This is a genomic window from Thalassobacterium maritimum, from assembly GCF_031127805.1.
Classification (GTDB): Bacteria; Verrucomicrobiota; Verrucomicrobiia; order Opitutales; family Coraliomargaritaceae; genus Thalassobacterium; species Thalassobacterium maritimum.
In genome coordinates this window covers 50183-70402 of sequence record NZ_JARXHW010000005.1, presented here as the reverse complement: position 1 = coordinate 70402, position 20220 = coordinate 50183, and the positions used below count along the sequence as shown (strand labels likewise).

The 20220-nt window shown below is 54.2% G+C and carries 12 protein-coding genes; all 12 read left to right on the top strand.

Annotated features, from left to right (window positions below):
* Nucleotides 1-163 precede the first annotated feature (163 nt).
* The 12 genes from QEH52_RS03655 (at nucleotide 164) to QEH52_RS03600 (ending at nucleotide 20196) form a co-directional block, all read left to right on the top strand.
* Nucleotides 164-1825, top strand: coding sequence for a Na/Pi cotransporter family protein (locus QEH52_RS03655; RefSeq protein ID WP_308948689.1), 1662 nt, complete (start codon nucleotides 164-166; stop codon nucleotides 1823-1825).
* 186 nt (nucleotides 1826-2011) lie between these two features.
* Nucleotides 2012-2536 carry a hypothetical protein gene (locus tag QEH52_RS03650; RefSeq protein WP_308948688.1) on the top strand — a complete coding sequence of 175 codons (525 nt, stop codon included), beginning with the start codon at nucleotides 2012-2014 and terminating at the stop codon, nucleotides 2534-2536.
* Between the two features lie 39 nt (nucleotides 2537-2575).
* Nucleotides 2576-2911: a glutaredoxin family protein gene (locus QEH52_RS03645; protein ID WP_308948687.1), complete on the top strand. Its 336-nt coding sequence runs from the start codon at nucleotides 2576-2578 to the stop codon at nucleotides 2909-2911.
* Nucleotides 2912-3164: 253 nt separating this feature from the next.
* Nucleotides 3165-7811, top strand: coding sequence for a glutamate synthase large subunit (gene gltB / locus QEH52_RS03640; protein WP_308948686.1), 4647 nt, complete (start codon nucleotides 3165-3167; stop codon nucleotides 7809-7811).
* A gap of 44 nt (nucleotides 7812-7855) precedes the next feature.
* On the top strand, nucleotides 7856-9343 hold the full coding sequence (locus QEH52_RS03635) for a glutamate synthase subunit beta (protein ID WP_308948685.1): 1488 nt from the start codon (nucleotides 7856-7858) through the stop codon (nucleotides 9341-9343).
* 960 nt (nucleotides 9344-10303) lie between these two features.
* A complete protein-coding gene (locus tag QEH52_RS03630; RefSeq protein ID WP_308948684.1) occupies nucleotides 10304-11155 on the top strand; it encodes an ion transporter in 852 nt (283 codons plus the stop codon).
* Between the two features lie 101 nt (nucleotides 11156-11256).
* Nucleotides 11257-11982 carry a DUF6901 family protein gene (locus tag QEH52_RS03625; protein ID WP_308948683.1) on the top strand — a complete coding sequence of 242 codons (726 nt, stop codon included), beginning with the start codon at nucleotides 11257-11259 and terminating at the stop codon, nucleotides 11980-11982.
* Between the two features lie 180 nt (nucleotides 11983-12162).
* Entirely contained in the window at nucleotides 12163-13158 is a 996-nt protein-coding gene (locus QEH52_RS03620) for an ABC transporter ATP-binding protein (protein WP_308948682.1), read from the top strand.
* Between the two features lie 40 nt (nucleotides 13159-13198).
* Nucleotides 13199-13963 carry an ABC transporter permease gene (locus QEH52_RS03615; protein WP_308948681.1) on the top strand — a complete coding sequence of 255 codons (765 nt, stop codon included), beginning with the start codon at nucleotides 13199-13201 and terminating at the stop codon, nucleotides 13961-13963.
* A gap of 19 nt (nucleotides 13964-13982) precedes the next feature.
* Nucleotides 13983-15464 carry a GldG family protein gene (locus tag QEH52_RS03610; RefSeq protein ID WP_308948680.1) on the top strand — a complete coding sequence of 494 codons (1482 nt, stop codon included), beginning with the start codon at nucleotides 13983-13985 and terminating at the stop codon, nucleotides 15462-15464.
* A gap of 4 nt (nucleotides 15465-15468) precedes the next feature.
* Nucleotides 15469-17445 carry a DUF4340 domain-containing protein gene (locus QEH52_RS03605; RefSeq protein ID WP_308948679.1) on the top strand — a complete coding sequence of 659 codons (1977 nt, stop codon included), beginning with the start codon at nucleotides 15469-15471 and terminating at the stop codon, nucleotides 17443-17445.
* A gap of 12 nt (nucleotides 17446-17457) precedes the next feature.
* A complete protein-coding gene (locus QEH52_RS03600) occupies nucleotides 17458-20196 on the top strand; it encodes an AsmA-like C-terminal region-containing protein (RefSeq protein ID WP_308948678.1) in 2739 nt (912 codons plus the stop codon).
* Nucleotides 20197-20220 lie beyond the last annotated feature (24 nt).

The following is a 20220-nucleotide window of genomic DNA, read 5'->3' as shown; positions in this document are numbered from 1 at the left end:
CGAACCAAGGAAGTCATCCCGTCTGATGTGCCCCAATATTTGAAATCATTCTAGGGGCACCCAAAACAATCCCTCGAATATAGCAGTAAGCCAAGCTGTCGTTTTTCATTGATGTTACATAATTGTAACCTTAGCTGAAGCATTTGCATCAAGCCCACTATCTATGTTTTCAACACTCCTCGCAATTTTTGGTAGTCTAGGACTCTTCCTCTACGGGATGAAGGTCATGAGTGAGGGCCTGCAAAAGGTCTCCGGCGAGGGGCTTCGAAGCCTCATCGCAAATATGACGCGCAATCGCCTCTCGAGTATCATCAGTGGCACCCTAATGACCACACTGGTACAGTCATCAAGCGCGACCACAGTGATGATCGTCAGCTTCGTGAATGCAAAGCTACTGACTCTACGAGAGTCCATTGGCATGATCATGGGGGCGAACTTAGGGACCACCACCACCTTCTGGATCGTCGCCCTACTCGGCTTTCAATTCAGCCTGAGCTCGATCGCTCTGCCCTGCATTGGCATTGGTGTTGCGATGATCTTCTTCCACACGCCCAAGGTGCGCAACGGGGGCGAAGCACTGATCGGTTTCGGGATTTTATTTCTAGGCCTCAATTTCCTCAAGAGCTCCGTTCCTGACATCGCAGCGAATCCCGAGCTATTTTCTTTCCTAGCCGATTGGACGGGCCATGGGATTGGATCCGTGTTCATTTTCTTTGCTTTCGGAACGATTTTAACGATTGCGGTGCAGTCGTCATCTGTAGCTGGTGCCATCACTTTGACCCTGGTCGCTAAAGGCTGGATTGGTTACGAAGATGCGGCTGCAATTGTGCTAGGTGAAAACGTCGGCACCACCATCACCGCAAACCTCGCAGCCATGACTGGGGGCGTGGAAGCCAAACGCGCCGCCCGCGCTCACTTCCTATTGAACATCATCGGTGTCTGCTGGATGCTATGTGTCTTTACTTTCTTCACTAAGTTTATCGATCAAATCACACCTGGTGCCGCCGATGATCTGACGCACACCCTCTATCACCTCGCTGCGTTTCATTCGATCTTCAACCTTATCAACATCTTAATCTTATCATGGTTCGTACCACAGCTCGCCTACCTCGCGAGTAAAATGGTGCGCGACCAGAGCTACCTGGGTCTCGACAAAGCGCACATTCAATACCAAGCCCCCAACCTACCGCAGACGGGCGAAATTAACTTAGCCGAAGCTGAACGTGAGATTCAGCGGATGGCGGAGCTCACTCGTGAGATGTTTGCTGGGTTTAACGAAGTTTACGAATCTCCCGAGATTGACTTAGGCAGCCGTGTAAAAGAGCTCAAGGCCATGGAAGAACGTAGCGATCGCTTAGCTTTCGACATTACTCAGTATTTGATTTACTGCACCTCATCCGAGCTCAGTCGCGAGCGTTTAAACGAAGTCACCGTCATGCTTCGAGTCATTTCAGAACTCGAGGAAATTTGCGACAACACACTCGACTTGGTCAAACTCGCGGAACGAAAATATCAAAAGAAACGAGTGCTTCCTGAAGCCACCCAAGCAGCCATTCGTAATTTCAGCAAGCCTGTCGACCAGTTCATGGGCTTCTATATTCAATGCCTGAGCAAAAAAGTGACCACTGCCGATATAGAAACAGCCCTGCAACTGGAAGAAACGATCGACTCCTCTCGCAAGAAGCTTCGCCGCGAAGCTGTGCGTCGCATGAACGATCCAGCTAATATTAAGTCTGAGATGCTCTATATTGATATTTTGAATAACATTGAGAGTATCGGAGACCACTCGCTCAACATCCTACAATTACTGAATCAAATCGACTAAAGCTCAGGGTTCCGCGCCCGCGACGCCCCCCAAAAAAGCCACAAGTCTCATGCATCTGCTCAAGCAGCAATGAAACTAGCTGCACACAGTCACAGACAGAGAACGGACAAGCAGTATTTCTCAGCTAAATGAGAAAATCTGCACGCTGTGTTGTTTTTCCTGCGTGGGCCCCTTATTATATGCGGCATGAAACACTACGAATATCAAAAGAGCTTGAAGACTATCTGGGAAGCTGCCGTCGTCACTTACGAAGGAGGCAACCATGAGCCGGACAGCTACTTCGACGATGCGACATTGGCTGAACTAGCTTCGATAGGCCTCAACACGATGGATGTGTATGACTATGTGGAAGATTACCTAAGACACGGGGCCCCCGACTTCGAAACCTTTCTTATGGTCAGCGAAGCACGCCGCGACTACTTTTTGACCATGCAAGGAGGCAAAGCTTCCTGCAACACGCTCGACTCCAGCACATTACCGGCAAAAACTGATGAAGCCGCAGGAATCGTGTGGCTGCCACGTATCATTCAAAAAGCATACGGCAAGCTACGCGGTGAGCTTCCCCCGGAGACAATGTATGGTTGCAGCGGCGATCAGCGTTTCTTCAAGGAGCACGACATTCACCCCGCAGAATTCCTGCGCGCAGCTTGGGCCTACGAAAATAACGCCGACAAACTCATCGAATGGGTGATCGCTCGCAAATCCGCGTAGTTGACAAGTTCCGAAAATCCACCACACAGGGCAACTAATATGAAAATCATCGCATACCTAAAACCTACCTGCGGCTGGAGCATGGGCGTTCGCGCTATCATGAAAAAGTACAGCCTCGAATACGAAGACCGTGACATCATCAATAACGCAGATCAGTATGCGGAAATGGTGGAAAAGTCCGGCCAACCACTCTCTCCTTGCGTAGAAATCGACGGCACCATGCTCGCCGACGTGAGCGGCGAAGAGGTCGAAAATTACATGCTGAGCAACGGGCTCGTCTCGGAAAACAATACCGAAGCCGAGGCACCGACCAATGCACCGTGCACCGATGAGGAGCACGAAGCCATGCGCTCCAAGACGGTACGCTTCTTCTAAGAAGCGACTCCGTCCCTAATCCGAACGATAAAAAACCCTAAAATTTGGGTTTTTGGGCCATTTCTACCGCTATTTGGCGCGAAAAATGGTCTTCAAGCGGTTAGATTGGGTAATTTTCCTAGACAGCTAACTCCGAGTCACTAGTTTGCTGTTTCTTTTTGACTCTACACACAGGAATCTCACTTGCGTGAGCAGGTTTGCTGACTGCTGCAGAAAGCGACCGATACCACATAGCACATTTTTTTAGACAGATATGGATAACACTTACACTCCACCCACAGCACAGGGATTATACGATCCTAAGAATGAACACGAAAACTGCGGCATCGGCCTGATCGTCGACATGAAAGGCCGTAAGTCGCACGACATCGTCAAGGGTGCGCTGGAAATTTGTGTCAACCTCGACCACCGCGGTGGTTGCGGTTGCGATCCGATCACTGGTGATGGAGCAGGCATCTTCATCCAACTGCCACATAACTTCTTCAAAAAGGTCTGCCCCACAGAGTGTGGCTTTGAAGTGCCAGCTGAAGGCGATTACGCTGCAGGCTTCGTATTCTTGTCAAAAGATGCTGAGGAGCGCGCGCACGAAGAAAAAATCATCGAAGAGATCGTCGTCGAAGAAGGCCTCAAGATGATCGGCTGGCGCGATGTGCCGGTTCGTAGCGAAATCCTGGGTAAAGCCTCCGCTGCCTGCGAGCCTTGCATGCGTCAGTTCTTCGTATCGCGCGAATCCGTTGAAGCGGGTCTCGCCTTCGAACGTAAACTCTACATCATCCGCCACCTTTCGACCCACCGCATCCGCTACTCTGGCGAGGACGACGATGCGATGTTCTACATCGGTTCGCTCTCGAGCCGCACCATGACCTACAAGGGCATGTTGACTACGGAGCAGCTCGAAACTTACTTCCCGGACCTGTCCGACGAAGCCATGGATTCCGCGCTGGCGCTGACACACTCGCGTTTCTCAACCAACACTTTCCCTAGCTGGCCACGCGCACAGCCGTTCCGCTACCTTTGCCACAATGGTGAAATCAACACCGTGCGCGGCAATGAAAACTGGCTGCACGCTCGTGAAATGCAGCTGGCCAGCGAAGTATTCGGCGATGATCTTAAGAAGATTCTGCCAATCATCCGTGAAGACGGCTCCGATTCCCAGAAATTCGACAACTGCCTAGAGTTCTTGGTACTGTCTGGCCGTAGCTTGGCACATGCCATGATGATGATGATTCCCGAGCCTTGGGAACGCCACAAGAGCATGCCACAATACAAGCGCGACTTCTATGAGTTCCACGCCTGCATGATGGAACCTTGGGATGGTCCTGCTTCGATGGCGATGTCCGACGGCGTGCAAGTCGGCGCGACGCTCGACCGCAATGGTCTGCGTCCTTCGCGCTACTATGTAACTGCCGACGACAAGGTCATTCTAGCCTCCGAAGTGGGCGTTTTGGAAGGCATCGAGCCTAAGAACGTAGTCAAGAAAGGCCGCTTGGAGCCAGGTCGCATGTTCCTAATCGACATGGAAAAAGGTCGCATCGTAGGCGACGAAGAGCTGAAAGAGCAAATCGCCTCCGAGCAACCTTATGGCCAATGGCTCAAGGAAAACCTCGTCAATTCCGAAGACCTCCCCCCTGCTGAAGGCATGGTGGAAGATGACTTCGAGACGCTCGAAACTCGCCAAAAAGCTTTTGGCTACACCTTTGAAGACATGCGCTTCATTCTGGCCCCCAGTGCGGAATCGGGCAAGCAACCGCTCGGCTCCATGGGCAACGATGCGCCACTGGCGGTGCTGTCGGATCAGCCGCAGCTACTGTATAATTACTTCAAGCAACTCTTCGCACAGGTCACCAATCCACCGATTGACCCCATCCGCGAAGAATTAGTCACTGCCAGCGTCAGCTTTGTGGGCTCCGAAAGCGATCTCACTCGCCCCGGCCCTGACAGCTGCCGCATGATCAAATATGAATCTCCTCTGATCGACCGTCGCCAACTGGCACAGCTGCGCAACATCGACCTGTCAGGTTTCAAATCCAGTCGACTACCAATTACTTTCGAAGCGGCTGAAGGCGGCCTCGACGCGGGACACAACAGCATTTCCGAGCCTCGCATCTCCGGCAAGGGTCTGGAAGCGGCACTGGAGCAACTCTTCGAAAATGCAGACGCTGCCATCCGTGATGGTGTCAACATCCTCATCCTTTCCGACCGCAAGATTGGCCCGAAGAAGGCGCCGATCCCTGCACTACTTGCAGTGGCGGGCCTCCACCACCACCTCGTTCGCCAAGGCACACGCACTCGCGTATCGATCGTGTTGGAATCGGGTGAGCCACGCGAAGTGCACCACTTTGCACTGCTGCTAGGCTATGGCGCTGACGTGATCAACCCCTACATTGCATTGGAAACCGTTCGCCACTTGGTCGAGCGCGGCGATGTGAAGGTCGACGCTGACAAAGCATGCCAAAACTTCCTTAAGGCCAACCTCAACGGTGTGATCAAGACCATGTCCAAGATGGGCATCTCGACGGTCGCATCCTACCGCGGCGCGCAGATCTTTGAAGCCATTGGCCTCAACGAATCCGTCATCGAGAAGTATTTCACTAAGACCGCGACTCGCATCGAAGGCATTGGCCTCCCATGCATCGCAAAAGAGACACACTCACGCCACCGCAAGGCCTTCGCACCACGCGACGACGAGCGCGGCGATGCGCTCGACACTGGTGGGATCTACCAATGGCGCGCCGGCGGCGAACGCCACCTCTTCAACCCGATCACCATTCACAAGCTGCAAATGGCGACTCGTTTTGGCGATTACGGCGTATTCAAAGAATACTCCAACGTCATCAACGACCAGTCCAAGGAGATGTTCACCATCCGCGGCTTGATGGACTTCAAGTTTGACGAGTCCAAGGCGATCCCGATCGAAGAAGTCGAGCCGATCGAAGCCATCATGAAGCGCTTCAAGACAGGCGCGATGTCCTACGGTTCGATCTCCAAGGAAGCCCACGAAGCCATCGCGATCGCGATGAATCGCATCGGTGGTCGCTCTAACACCGGTGAAGGTGGCGAAGATCCCGATCGTTTCACTCCGGATGCAAACGGTGACAGCCGTCGCTCTGCGATCAAGCAAGTCGCTTCCGGACGTTTCGGCGTGACCAGCCACTACTTGGTCAACTCCGATGAAATTCAGATTAAGATCGTCCAAGGCGCGAAGCCTGGCGAAGGGGGCGAACTGCCCGGCCACAAGGTGCTACCGCAAATCGCCAAAACTCGCGGCACCACTCCTGGCGTGGGACTCATCTCCCCTCCTCCGCACCACGACATTTACTCGATCGAGGATTTGGCGGAGCTGATCCACGACTTGAAGAACTCCAACGTCAAAGCACGTGTCAATGTGAAGCTGGTATCCGAAGTCGGTGTCGGCACCATTGCTGCGGGTGTGGCCAAGGCCAAGGCCGACGTCATCCTCGTTTCTGGTTACGACGGCGGCACAGGTGCTTCGCCTCGCTCTTCCATCCAGCACGCAGGTGCCCCATGGGAGCTCGGCCTCGCTGAAACCAATCAAACATTGCTGCTCAACGACCTACGCTCTCGCGTGGTGGTTGAAACCGACGGCCAGCTCAAGACAGGCCGCGACGTCGCGATCGCTTGTTTGCTCGGCGCGGAAGAATTCGGCTTTGCCACCACCGCACTGGTTGCACTCGGTTGCTTGATGATGCGTGTTTGCCACAAGAACACTTGCCCGGTCGGTGTCGCGACTCAGAACCCTGAACTGCGCAAGAAGTTTAACGGCGATGCAGAAGCCGTGGTCAACTTCATGAAGTTCATCGCTGAAGAAATCCGCGAAACCATGGCGAAGCTCGGCTTCCGCACCATCAACGAAATGGTCGGCCGCGTGGACAAACTCGAAATGCGCCAAGCCATCGACCACTGGAAGGCCAAGGGACTCGACTACAGCAAGATTCTCTACCGTCCGGACGTAGGTCCAGAAGTCGGCACTTACTGCCAGATGAAGCAAGATCACCTGCTCGACCGTTCGCTCGACATGCGCGAGATCCTCGAGCAAGCGCAACCTGCGATTCAAGAAGGCAAGCCAGTCGAAATCAACCTACCGATCGTGAACATCAATCGCGTGGTCGGCACCATCACCGGCGCCGAGATCTCACGCAAGTATGGCGCAGAAGGGCTGCCGGAAGATACTGTAAAGGTCAACCTCACCGGTTCTGCAGGTCAATCACTCGGCGCGTTCTGCCCGAAGGGTATGACCTTCACCGTGACAGGTGACACCAACGACTATCTGGGCAAAGGCCTCTCCGGCGCAAAGATCGTGGTGCGCCCCGATCCGGAATCCTCATTCGTCGCACACGAAAACATCATCACAGGTAATGTTTGCTTCTATGGCGCCACCAAGGGTGAAGCCTATGTTGCCGGTATGGCCGGCGAACGTTTCTGCGTGCGTAACTCAGGTGTCGAAGCAGTCGTCGAAGGCGTGGGTGACCACGCACTCGAATACATGACAGGCGGCATGGTCATCAACCTCGGCACGACCGGCCGTAACCTCGGCGCTGGTATGTCCGGCGGTGTGGCTTACGTCTACGACGAGGCAGGCGATTTTGTTCAAAACCGCTTGAATCCCGACATGGTCAACGTCTATCAGCTGATCGAATGCGGCGACGAAGAAATGAACCTGATCAAAGCCAAGATCGAGAAGCATGTCGCTTACACCGGTTCCAAACGCGGACAAAGCATCCTCGACGACTGGCCCGAATCGGCAGGTAAGTTCCTCAAGATTCTACCACAGGACTACGAGCGCGTGTTACAAGCCGTCAAACGCGCCGAAGAGCGTGGCCTCGCAGGCGACGACGCAGTCCAAGCCGCATTCGAAGAAAACGTGAAAGCCGGCCACTAAGCCGCCCTCACCTTCACACTTAAACACCTTCACACTTATACATTATGGGTAAAGCAACTGGATTTATGGAATTCGAGCGCAAGACGATTGCGAATCGTCCGCCACTCGAACGCGTCAAGGACTGGGATGAAATTCACGAACACTTCGACGAAGAAAAAGTACAGACACAGGGCGCACGTTGCATGGACTGCGGCACGCCTTACTGTCACACAGGCATGACACTGGCCAACATGGCGAGCGGCTGCCCCGTCAACAACCTCATCCCCGAGTTCAACGACCTCGTTTATCAAGGCAAGTGGCAAGACGCTTACGAGCGCTTGATGAAGACCAATAACTTCCCCGAATTCACCGGCCGCGTCTGCCCCGCACCTTGCGAAGGCTCTTGCGTGCTCGGCGTGATCGAGCCCCCTGTCACCATTAAGGACATCGAGTGCTCCATCATCGACAAAGCTTGGAACGAAGGTTGGGTCACCCCCACACCTCCCAAAGAGCGCACCGGCAAGAAGATCGCAGTCGTCGGCTCTGGCCCTGCAGGTCTTGCAGCCGCGGATCAGCTCAACAAGGCCGGACACCTCGTTACCATCTTCGAACGTGCCGACCGCCCAGGCGGCCTACTCATGTATGGTATCCCCAACATGAAGCTGGAGAAGCAAGTGGTCACACGCCGCACCGAGTTAATGGAGGCTGAAGGTGTCGTGATCAAATGTGGTGTTGAAATCGGCAAAGACATTCCAGCCAAGCAATTGATGGAAGAGTTCGACTCGGTCGTACTTTGCTGCGGTGCCACCAAGCCACGTGACCTTCCGATCGAAGGTCGCGAGCTGACCAACATCCGCTTCGCCATGGAGTTCCTCGGGCCCAACACCAAGGAGCTTTGGGACATCAAGGACGGCAAGTCTGAGCAATTCACAGAGCTCGCCAAGGGCAAGAACGTCGTGATCATCGGCGGTGGCGACACTGGCACTGACTGCGTGGGCACATCACTGCGCCACGGCTGCAAGAGCGTGACTCAACTCGAGATCATGCCCAAGCCTCCCACTGAGCGTGCAGCCAACAACCCATGGCCCGAATGGCCCAAGACTTACAAGATGGACTACGGCCAAGAAGAGGCTGCAGAGATCCAAGGCGAAGACCCACGCCAATACCTCGTAACCTCCAGCAAGTTTGAGGGCGATGAAGAAGGCAAGGTCAAGGGCGTGCACATCCACAACATCGAGTGGACCAACGACAACGGCCGCTTCATTCCTAAGAAAGTCGAAGGCAGCGAGCGTGTGCTCGAAGCCGAACTCGTGCTCCTGGCAATGGGCTTCCTCGGTCCTGAAGCAACGATTGCTGAAGAGCTCGGCCTCGACCTTGACGCCCGCTCCAATGTGAAAGCAGACTACGGCACATTCAAAACCAACATCGAAGGTGTCTTCGCTGCAGGTGATATGCGTCGTGGGCAATCACTCATCGTGTGGGCCATCAACGAAGGCCGCGCCGTGGCACGCGAGTGCGATAAGTTCCTAATGGGCAGCACCAAGCTTCCATAAGCGGAGCATCACAATCATTTCCAAAAGGCCGCACCTCGAAAGAGTGCGGCCTTTTTTGTAAGTTCGTGGCGGGGCTCCTTAGACCCCGTTTTGCGCCGTGCAGCGAGCGACAGTTTTCCGCGAATCGGAACCGAGGCTAAAGCACTCGGCTACGGCTTAGATGCACACGGATCCAGTGACGGGGCTCTTTAGACCCCGTTTTGCGCCGTGCAGCGAGCGACAGTTTTCCGCCAATCGGAACCGAGGCTAAAGCACTCGGCTACGGCTTAGATGCACACGAATCCAGTGGCGGGGCTCTTTAGACCCCGTTTTGCGCCGTACAGCAAGCGACAGTTTTCCGCGAATTGGAACCGAGGCTAAAGCACTCGGCTACGGCTTAGATGCACACGGATCCAGTAGCGGGGCTCTTTAGACCCCGTTTTGCGCTGTGCAGCAAGCGACAGTTTTCGACCAGTCGAAACCGAGGCTAAACCACTCGGCTACGGCTTAGATGCACACGGATCCAGTGGCGGGGCTCTTTAGACCCCGTTTTGCGCTGTGCAGCAAGCGACAGTTTTCGACCAGTCGAAACCGAGGCTAAAGCACTCGGCTACGGCTTAGATGCACACGAATCCAGTAGCGGGGCTCTTTAGACCCCGTTTTGCGCTGTGCAGCAAGCGACAGTTTTCCGCGAATCGGAACCGAGGCTAAAGCACTCGGCTACGGCTTAGATGCATACGGATCCAGTAGCGGGGCTCTTTAGACCCCGTTTTGCGCTGTGCAGCAAGCGACAGTTTTCGCCAGTCGAAACCGAGGCTAAAGCACTCGGCTACGGCTTAAATGCATACGGATCCAGTAGCGGGGCTCTTTAGACCCCGTTTTGCGCTGTGCAGCAAGCGACAGTTTTCCGCCAATCGGAACCGAGGCTACGCCCCCATTCCCATCTTGCCATCTGAAGCCGTTAGAGATTATCTCCCCCCCATGTCAGGACGATTCAGATCCGAGTGCCGACGTATCATCTTCCAATCCACCCGATGGGATGAGAAAGGCTTCGATGTGGTCCTCATATTAGCGATCCTATTGAGCGTCGCTCTCGTCATGTGGGAAAGCGTTCCCTCAATCTCGCCAGAGACACGCCAAGTCTTGTATATCCTAGAGTGGGTCATCACCGGGCTCTTCACTCTCGAATACATTTTCCGTCTCTATGTATCCGAAAAACCGATAAAATATGCTCGCAGTTTCTTCGGTGTTGTCGACCTGCTGGCTATATTACCAACTTACGCGGACCTACTGCTCCCTGGAGCACACTACTTGATGCTGCTGCGCGTTTTACGGGTATTACGTATCTTTCGGGTGCTCAAGTTGGCTAAATATATCGGCGAAGCCAACACGCTGTTGCGTGCAATGCGCTCCTCGGCACGCAAGATTGCCGTTTTTGTATTCGGTGTGCTGATCTTAGTACTCATCCTGGGCTCGCTCATGTATCTGATCGAGGGAGCTGAGCACGGTTTCACCAGCATACCAAAGAGCGTGTATTGGGCCATCGTCACCCTCACCACGGTCGGCTATGGCGACATTTCTCCGCAAACTCCGATGGGCCAGTTTTTTGCCTCCGTCATCATGATCATTGGCTACGGAATCATCGCAGTGCCCACCGCCATCGTCACCGCAGAAATGACAAACCCACGCCTAGCAGATTCTGGATCGGATCCAGTTTGCCCCGCCTGCGGATGGGAAAACCACGATCACGACGCCACATTCTGCAAGGTGTGCGGCGACAAACTACCAGAGCCGAGCTCGCCCACCGCGGGCATCGATGCCATGAGCAAGTGACTCTCTAGGCCGAGCCACAAAAGCAAGCATCCTAATAGGAGCCGTAAGCCCACCGACTAAGCGCCTTGCCAAGTGGCATATTTTCTATTTGCTATGTGCCTGTGAAACTAACTGCCCCTGATACGATTGAATACATCTTCGGACTCGGAGAGAAAGAACTCGTTTTCACAATCGGCATAAGTAAAGCCTCGACCCACACACGGCCCCCGATGCCGATCCCACTCCCCTACCCCGAGTGGACCAAACTGGAATCAAATCAATGCCCGAACTGCCCACTCACAAGAGCCACTTGCCAGTATTGCCCTGCAGCCGTTCGCGTTCACGAAGTGCTAGAAACTTTCAAAAACTCCACTTCTTTCGAAAAGATTGATCTGAGCGTCGTCACTCACAGACGCGTTTTTAAGCAAGAATGCGACTTGCAAAGCGCACTCAACTCGATGCTCGGCCTACAGCTGGCGACTAGCGGCTGCCCCGTGTTAGAAAAGCTGCGTAGCATGGCAAACTTCCACATGCCCTTTTGTTCCTTCGGAGAAATGCTGCATCGCACAGTCAGCGCCTACCTGACACAGCAATTTTTCGTTTACAAGGAGGGTGGTGAAGCGGACTGGGACTTGAATGGCTTAAAAAGCTACTACCAAGAGCTCGAAATATTGAATCGTGCATTTTCTGAGCGCATCCAAGTGCTCGAGGAAAGTGATGCCGCCTCAAATGCCATCATTATGTTTTTCGCAGCATCCATCATAGTCGCTGATGCCATCGAGGACGGCCTCATGGAATACAAGGACTACTTCACGGGCAAAAGCGCTCAGCCACCTAAAGGGGAGTAGGCAATCCTCTCTCTCGATCGCTGGCAGACAACTGCGCGACGCGCCCCGAGCTTGCTCAAGAGTCGCGAGGCAGACTCGCAGCTCGCTCAATGGAACACAGTGAAAATACCCCTGACTGAGCCTTGATGCCGCCTCTTTTTTCCTTTAGGATGTAGGATTCATCCAAACAGATAATTAACTATGGAGTCCATCCCCAGCATACGCGTCAAAGATCTCACCCGCCAATATGGCGCGTTGACCGCGATCCATAAAGTCAACTTTACCGTCAACCCAGGTGAAGTGGTCGGCTTTCTAGGGCCCAACGGCGCCGGAAAAAGCACCACCATGCGCATACTTTCTGGCATCATGTCCGCCACCTCCGGCTCAGCTTGGGTGGGCGGCACCTGCGTGGCCCAAAACCCGCACGAGGTGAAGCGCAAGATCGGCTATATGCCCGAAAACAACCCGCTGCCAGACGACATGCGGGTAGTGGAATACCTACGTTTTCGAGCCCGCTTAAAGGAGGTGCCCAAGCGCAAACTCCGCGCCTCTGTGCAAGAAGCGATGGAGATCTGCGACCTAGCCCGCACCGCACGTCGCAAAATAATCGGCACCCTTTCCAAGGGATTTCGCCAACGTGTTGGCATTGCCGACGCCCTACTCGGCGACCCGGAAGTGATCATCATGGACGAGCCGACCATCGGCTTGGATCCGCATCAAATTCAAGGCATTCGAAAGTTGATCGATAACCTACGCGGCAAACACACGGTCATTCTATCCAGTCACATTTTGCCCGAGATCGAACGTTCTTGCGACCGAGTCATCATTATCAACCGTGGTCGCATTGTCGCATCCGGCACCAGCAACGAGCTGCGCGAGGAGTTTCTGCCAGGTAATCGCTTCAGTTTGAGCATTGAGGGCGACGCATCGCAAGTCATCCCCCAACTGGCCGCCAAGGGGTTCGAAGCCACGATCTTGGAAAGCACGCCACTGGCTGAAGATCGTGCCAAGCTCAGTCTGCGAATCGAAAACGACGGCGAGCTCGGCCCACAATTGATTGAAGCACTCAGCAATCAATCCACCTTCACCTTACACAGCCTCGCCCCACGCGAGCCAAATCTCGAAGAAATTTTCCTAGCGGCCACCAAGCGCTCCTGGGAAGAAACCATCGAAACCAAGCCTAAGATCACAACCTAGCCCGTCAGTCATCAATCATTTTCCATCCGTCATTTAAAAGATGCGCCATTTTTTCATCCTTCTTAAGCACGAGCTACGCATGTTGTTTATCAGCCCGCCCACCTATATTGCGGCAGTGCTGTTTCTCAGCCTGATGGGCTTCCTTTACTGGGCCATCTTGCGCGGCATGGTCAACACCCCCTCGGAAGTGCTTCCGACCGTTCAATTCTTCAGTATTTTCTGGATCCCTGTCTTCTTCGTAGTGCCTCTGCTCACCATGCGTAGCATTGCGGGCGAGCGCAGCATTGGCACACTCGATACGCTCATGACGACGCCGACTTCGCGCGTCGCCGTCGTTTTAAGTAAATTTGCCGGCGCCTATCTATTCTACATGTTGCTATGGGTGCTCACGATTGGCTTCCCCTTCCTCACCCAGAAGCTGTATCCGCATGCCGCCGAGAGTGGCGCACTCTTAGAGCTCGCTCCACTGGCAGGCAGCTTCCTCTTTTTAGCGACCAGCGGACTGCTCTTCATCTCGATAGGGATCTTTGCCAGTAGCGTAACACGCAGTCAGTTAGTGGCCGGCATGCTAACCTTCACCACGCTATTTGTAGTCATCATCGGAGGACAGCAAATGGGCAATCTCGCGGATACCGGCGGGCAGCTCTCCTCCTGGGTCGTCGCCACCGTCAATTACCTCCAGATCTTTGAGCACTTAGACGACTTCTCACGCGGCATTATCGATACACGCCCCTTTTTCTACTACGCCAGCACCACCTTTCTACTGCTGGGCCTCTCCACTCTAGTGATCGAGGCGAAAGCCTAAACCGCGCTTCCATTTTCTGATGCAAATCAACCGTTTCAACGAATACCGCGTCGCACGCCGCTTCCGCATCGCCAATCGCTCGATGCAGATCATCTTAGGACTGTGCCTGATCGCTTCGCTCAATTTCCTCGCAGCTAAATACTACGAACGTATCGACCTCACACAGTCGGGCAGCTATACCCTTGCCCCCGAGTCGAAGGCTTACATCCGCGAACTCGAGGAGCCCGTCGACATTATCGTCACCATCCCCAACAATCCAGATGTCGCCGAGCAACAACAGGTCCACCAGCACTTGCGCAAACTTTTCCGTGAATATGAAGCCGCGGGCATGCACGAAGGAAAGGCCTACATCCATATCGAATTCGTTGACATATACCGCCAGCGTAAGCGCGCCCAGGAACTCGCCAACAAATATAATCTCACCCAAGAGAACATCATTCTAGTCGCCATGGGGGATCGCACTCGCGAGATTCGCCAGGCCGACCTCTACGAAGTCAAAGACAACACAATCGCTGGCTTTCGAGGCGAAAAGGCGATCACCTCCGCCATCATCGATGTGTCCTCCAAGGACGAAGACAAAATCTATTTCCTAGTCGGCCACGGTGAAATGCGTCTCGACGATGTCGACCCACTGCGCGGGCTGTCGCAACTCGAAGCCTTTCTACGCGAGCGCAACTACAAACTCGCCACCCTCGACCTGGCAGTCGATGAGAACGTGCCCGCGGACGCCGATTTGATCGTGGTGCCGTCGCCACAGGCCAGCCTACTGCCCGAAGAAGTTGAGAAACTACGCCGCTATATGAACGAGCGCAACGGGCGCATGATCGTATTTGTCGATCCTGGACGTCGCCATGGCATGGAAGAACTCTTTTACGACTGGGGCGTCATGGCCGACGACATGGTGGTCGTCGACGACGGCCCCGATTTCCGTTCCCAAGGGGGCGATCTGATTATTCGACGCTTCGCCGAGCACCCCATCACCAACTTATTGGTCGACTACCAAATCACTGCACTCTTCGGGCAACCACGCCCCATGCGCACCGATCCCGGCTCGCTCAAAGACCCACGCCTCAAGGTAACACAGATCATCGGAACCTCCGATCAGAGCTGGGGCGAACGCGACTACCGCACGCAAGACCCGATTCAATTCGACGCGGGCCGTGACCTCAAGGGGCCCATCACCATTGCCACCGTATCCACACGCACCGCTGGCACAGAACTCGGAATCAACATCCCCGGAGGACGCTTTGTGGCCTTCGGCAACTCCGACTTCATTACCAACAATCGACTGCGCGCCTTCGGTAACCGCACCTTATTCTTTAATTCCGTCAACTGGGCACTCTCCAAAAACAGCTTACTAAAAATCGCCACCCGCCCGCTCGAAAGCTATCAAGTCGTCATGAGCGAGCGAGACCTCAATCGCACACTGATCTACTTCGCAATTATACCTGGCGCCACCGCGCTGCTAGGTCTGCTCATCTATCTCATCCGCCGCCGCTAAGAACATGCGCTTCAAATTTACAGTCTTTCTACTCGCGCTCAACGTCATCACCTTCGGCTTAATCGCCTACCTCGGTAAACAAGCCAAACAAGTGCAAGCCGAGCCCGGCGGGCTCTCGGGCCAGATCGGACGCGAACTACTGGATGCCGACCGCATCGAATTACACGGACGCGGCCTGGAGACCCCGCGTATACTCGAGCGCAAAGGTTCTACGTGGACGATTACCCAGCCCATGGAATGGTCGGCCAATTACTTTGCGATCAATCGTATACTCAACCAACTACAATTCCTCGAAGAAGACGCCTCCTTTGCAGTCGATGAAATTGAAAAATCAGGCCAGAGCTTAGCCGACTACGGACTGGAAGATCCTTTACTGCGACTCGTGATCGCAGAAGGCCAGCAAACGATCTCACTCAGTATCGGCACACTCACTGAAATCGGCAACAACGTCTACCTACTCGGCCCCGATGAGCGCGAGATTTTCGTCGTCAACCGACAAATCATCGACGGCCTGCTGGTCGATCTCAACGACCTACGAACCCGCGAGATTTTTGACATCCCCGTCTTCGAAGTCGAAGCACTCGGGCTACAAATCCGCTCCGAAAGCACCGCCGATGGCAGCTCACTCAAAGTACGCCTCGCCCGCAACAATGGAGAGTGGCGCTTCGAAGCTCCCCTCGCGGCCAAGGCCGACCCGGCATTGGTGGATAATACCATCAACACACTCACCGCCGCCAAAGTGGTGCGTTTCATCGAAGGCAACGAATCCGACCCCATCCTACAAGGCCTGGAAACGCCCTTAATGCAGGTAACAATTCACGGCAATAAGCGTCGACAAACACTGATCATTGGCAATCTAGCCAGCAACGCCAAAGGCCCACCTCAATACTACGCCAAGCTGGAAGACAATCCCGCAATTTTCACTCTCATGGCCCGCCCCTTCGATGCTCTGCGTGAAGCACAGGAAGCCTTGCGCGAGCGTAACTTCGTCAACTTCGACCACCGCTTACTCTCAGCGATTAACATCTCCGAAAACGGTCGTAAGATCCGACTCCAAAAGCTCGAGACTGGTGAACACGACTGGCAAGTATTGGAAAGCAAGGGTGAAGACGAGATTCAGCCACACCGCGCCGACCCCGCTATTATCGAACAGCTCATGGACGACCTCTCCAGCATGCGCGCCAGTGGCTTCGCAGTGGACGCCCCCACTCCCACCGACACAGAACGGCTCGGCTTCAATCAGCCACGCCGTGTAATCACACTCAGCTTCACACAGGGCGAGCCACTCACACTGACTTTGGCACACCCCGAAGATGATAGCGAAGATGCCAACGCGGCACTCTATGCAAAGACCAATCAAGCCGATTTTATATTCCAAGTCGAGCGACGCCCCACCTTACAAATGGTGCCGCTCAACACTTCCTACTATCGTAATCGCACGCTCGAAAAGCTGCCCTCATCCGCACGCATTCGCTCGCTACAACTCACCAACTTAGAGAGCGGAGAGAGCGTATTCGATTATACATTACCACAAGACAGCATTCGCTGGGACAATTTACTAGAACAACTCGAAGGCCAACGCGGCCCGCACATTCGCGTATTAATCGACTCCATTCGCGAATTTAAGGTAAAGAGCTACCTACTAGACCGCTATGCAGAGGCCTACCCCATCGACTCCGAGAAATCACTGCCCTGGAAGTTTAAGCTCAGCGCCACCATCCAACTTCCAGGTGGCGACACGGACCGCACAGAAATGCGTGAATACGTATTCACCAAGCGCCTATCCGGCACGATACAAGTCGCCGGCTCCAAACAGCACAATGCCATTTTCGAGATCCCACAGCCACTGATTGACGCGCTCTACGAGCTCACCGACGACATGGAAACACCCCCCGAAGTCGATGGCAATGCAGTCACCACTCCGGCCACTCCAGCGCCCTTGACAGCCCCACAACCGATCGAGACGGAACTGTCAGAATAATCGGCCCGTCGCATGGCACTCTTAAGAAAGCTCCGCCTCAGCCTCCTGCTGGAGCTATTTCTCGACACAGGACTACTACTTCTATTCATAGCGCAGGCACTCATCGTGGGCTGCCTCATCATCTATGGTCACCTGCCATTGCCCTCTGAGTGGGCCCAGCAGAGCTTGGCTCAAAAACTGCCTCCTGGTCTGCAAGTCGAAGCCGACGAATTTCGGGTGCAGCTAGACGGCTCTCTGAAATTACTGGGCGTCAAAGTGCGCACCAAGACCATTCAGCAAAACCTACTAGAGGCCGACAGCTTAGAGCTCGCCCTCAAGTGGCAAGGCTTCAAACAGCTCCCCACCCCCACCAGTCTAACCGTAACTGGGGGCACCCTCTACATTCCTTCAGTGTATTCGCCCGATGGATACCACAGCCGGCTCCTCGAACGCATTGCCTTTCGTCTAGCGCCCGAAGAAGGAAATTGGAACATCGAACGCTTCGCCGCCCTACACGATCAAATTCACTTACGTGGCAGCTTCCAGACCCAAGCGACGGCCAGCTCAAGCAAACAGCCGAGCGCCCGCCTGCTCCAGCTAAAGCTTCAAGAGATCGATCTCAGCGAACACATTCAAACTTTCTACCAACAGGTGGCCAAGCTATCACAGTATAAGCAGCGCATCAATTTCTTCAAAAACCCGACCCTTAGCTTTAAATTCAAGCTGATTGATGCACAGCACCAAGAAATCGACCTACACTTGAGTAGCCGTCTGTTGCAACACCCGGAAGTGCGTGCAGAACAGGTCCAACTGAAAGCACATATCCAACTGCAAGGCGACCAGATACGCCCACTCTCGGCCCCGCGACTGACGGCCACACAACTCGAAATACCTCGTTACCAAATCCACACCAAGAGCCTCAGTGCAGAATTCCCCCCGGTAGAACTCAGCGGTGCACTTGCTGGGCAGTGGCCCCCGGTCAATTTGGCCGCCGAGCAAATCAAGCTCCAAGACTTCGAACTCGACGCCCCCACCCTGCAAATTGATCCCGCCCACTACCCAGAACTCACTTTTCACGGATCTACACGCAGCTTAGACGGTGCCATCGACCTCAGCGGTCAAGTCAATGCACAAAGCCGGAGCGGGCATGTGCGCGCCCGCGGCAGTGTCGATCTGAGTATACTCAGCCCAGAAGCTCTGCATGCACGGCTCCCGGACATTAGCTACGAGACACCCCCCTACCTCGATCTACAGATAGATTTAGCCCCCGGCTTCGAACTGCAGCAGGCCGAACTAAAGGCACAAGTCAACAATCTACAAATCGACCAAATCAGCTTCGACCATATTAAAGCTCACGCCAGCTATCAAAGCGGTCAGTTCGAGATCCGAAAACTAAGTCTTCAGCGTCAGCGACAATGGCTTGACCTAAAATTCAAACTCAACACCCAGAGCAAAGATTACAAACTCACCCTACTGGGATCCGCGGTGCCTTACGAATACAACACTCTGCTACCTCGCTGGTGGACAGCGATTTTTAGAGATTTCGACTTCAGTCGCACCGACTACAGTCTCGGCGATTTCATCATCTACGGCAACAGCCAGCGCAAAGCTGCCGACCTTTACTATGGCCATGCCGAAGCACATAATGCCATGTACAGCGATATCGCCTTCGACGAAGCCGAACTCATCGTTCGCGGACGCGGCCCCTATTGCGAACTGCGCAACATACGTACCCGCAGCGGCCCAGGCTGGGCAAAAGGAAATCTAGCCTTCAGCTCACGCATGGGCGACGGCAAGGGACCGATCTCGCTGCGCATCGACATGACGGCCAAGCTCACCCTCGAAGATGCCGCCAAAATATTTAAGGGGAATGTCTCTCAAATCATCGCCGACTTTCAGACCGAGGATTTACCCATTACGCGATTCGAAGGGGCTATTTTTAATAGCCAATACCCCGAATATGCAGACCAAACTTACTTCGACTTAACTGCAAAACTCGACAGCCCGCTCACATTCAAAGGCGTGCCTCTCGACTACCTCAGCTTCGACCTCTATGGGCGCTCCACCCTCACACAACTGCGTCAGGTCGAGCTCGGCTATGCCGACGGCCAAGGCCTTGCGCAAATTGATATTCATACCCCGAAATCAGGCGCCAGCACGCTCAATTATCAATTTACCCTCCAAGACGCCGACCAGAACCAAGCAATTCAGAGTCTGCCACAATTAGACAATCTCGAAACCAAGCTACAAAGCACCAGCAGCAACAGCTCGCAGCCCTCAGCGCGAGAGCCCGCGCGCATCGACCTACAACTGAATGGTCAAGGCCCGGCCGAAGACCCACTGCGACACGCGGGCTTCGGACAGATCGAAATCCGTAATGAGCAGCTCGGCACCATTCAGTTACTCGGCCCGCTCTCGAAGATTCTGCAAAACACCCAATTCAACTTCACCTCATTTAACCTCAACTTATTGCGTGGCAATTTCCACTATCAAAACGAACTCGTCACCTTTGATCCTTTGCGCATCGATGGCACCCGCACCCAGATTACCGCCCTCGGCAGTCTGAACTTAAGCAATCAAGCACTCAACATGCGGCTCAAGCTCTCCCTCTTCGGAAATTTCGGCAAGTCAGACTCCAACATAAAAAAGATCAGCGACCTCATCACCAAGCCCCTGACCAACCTACTAGAGTTCGAACTCACCGGCACCCCCGATCAGCAAAAGATTCGCTCCCTCTACGACCCGCGAAATTTAATTCCGCTCTTCGAGTAAAGCAAGCAGCTCAAGCTATCACTC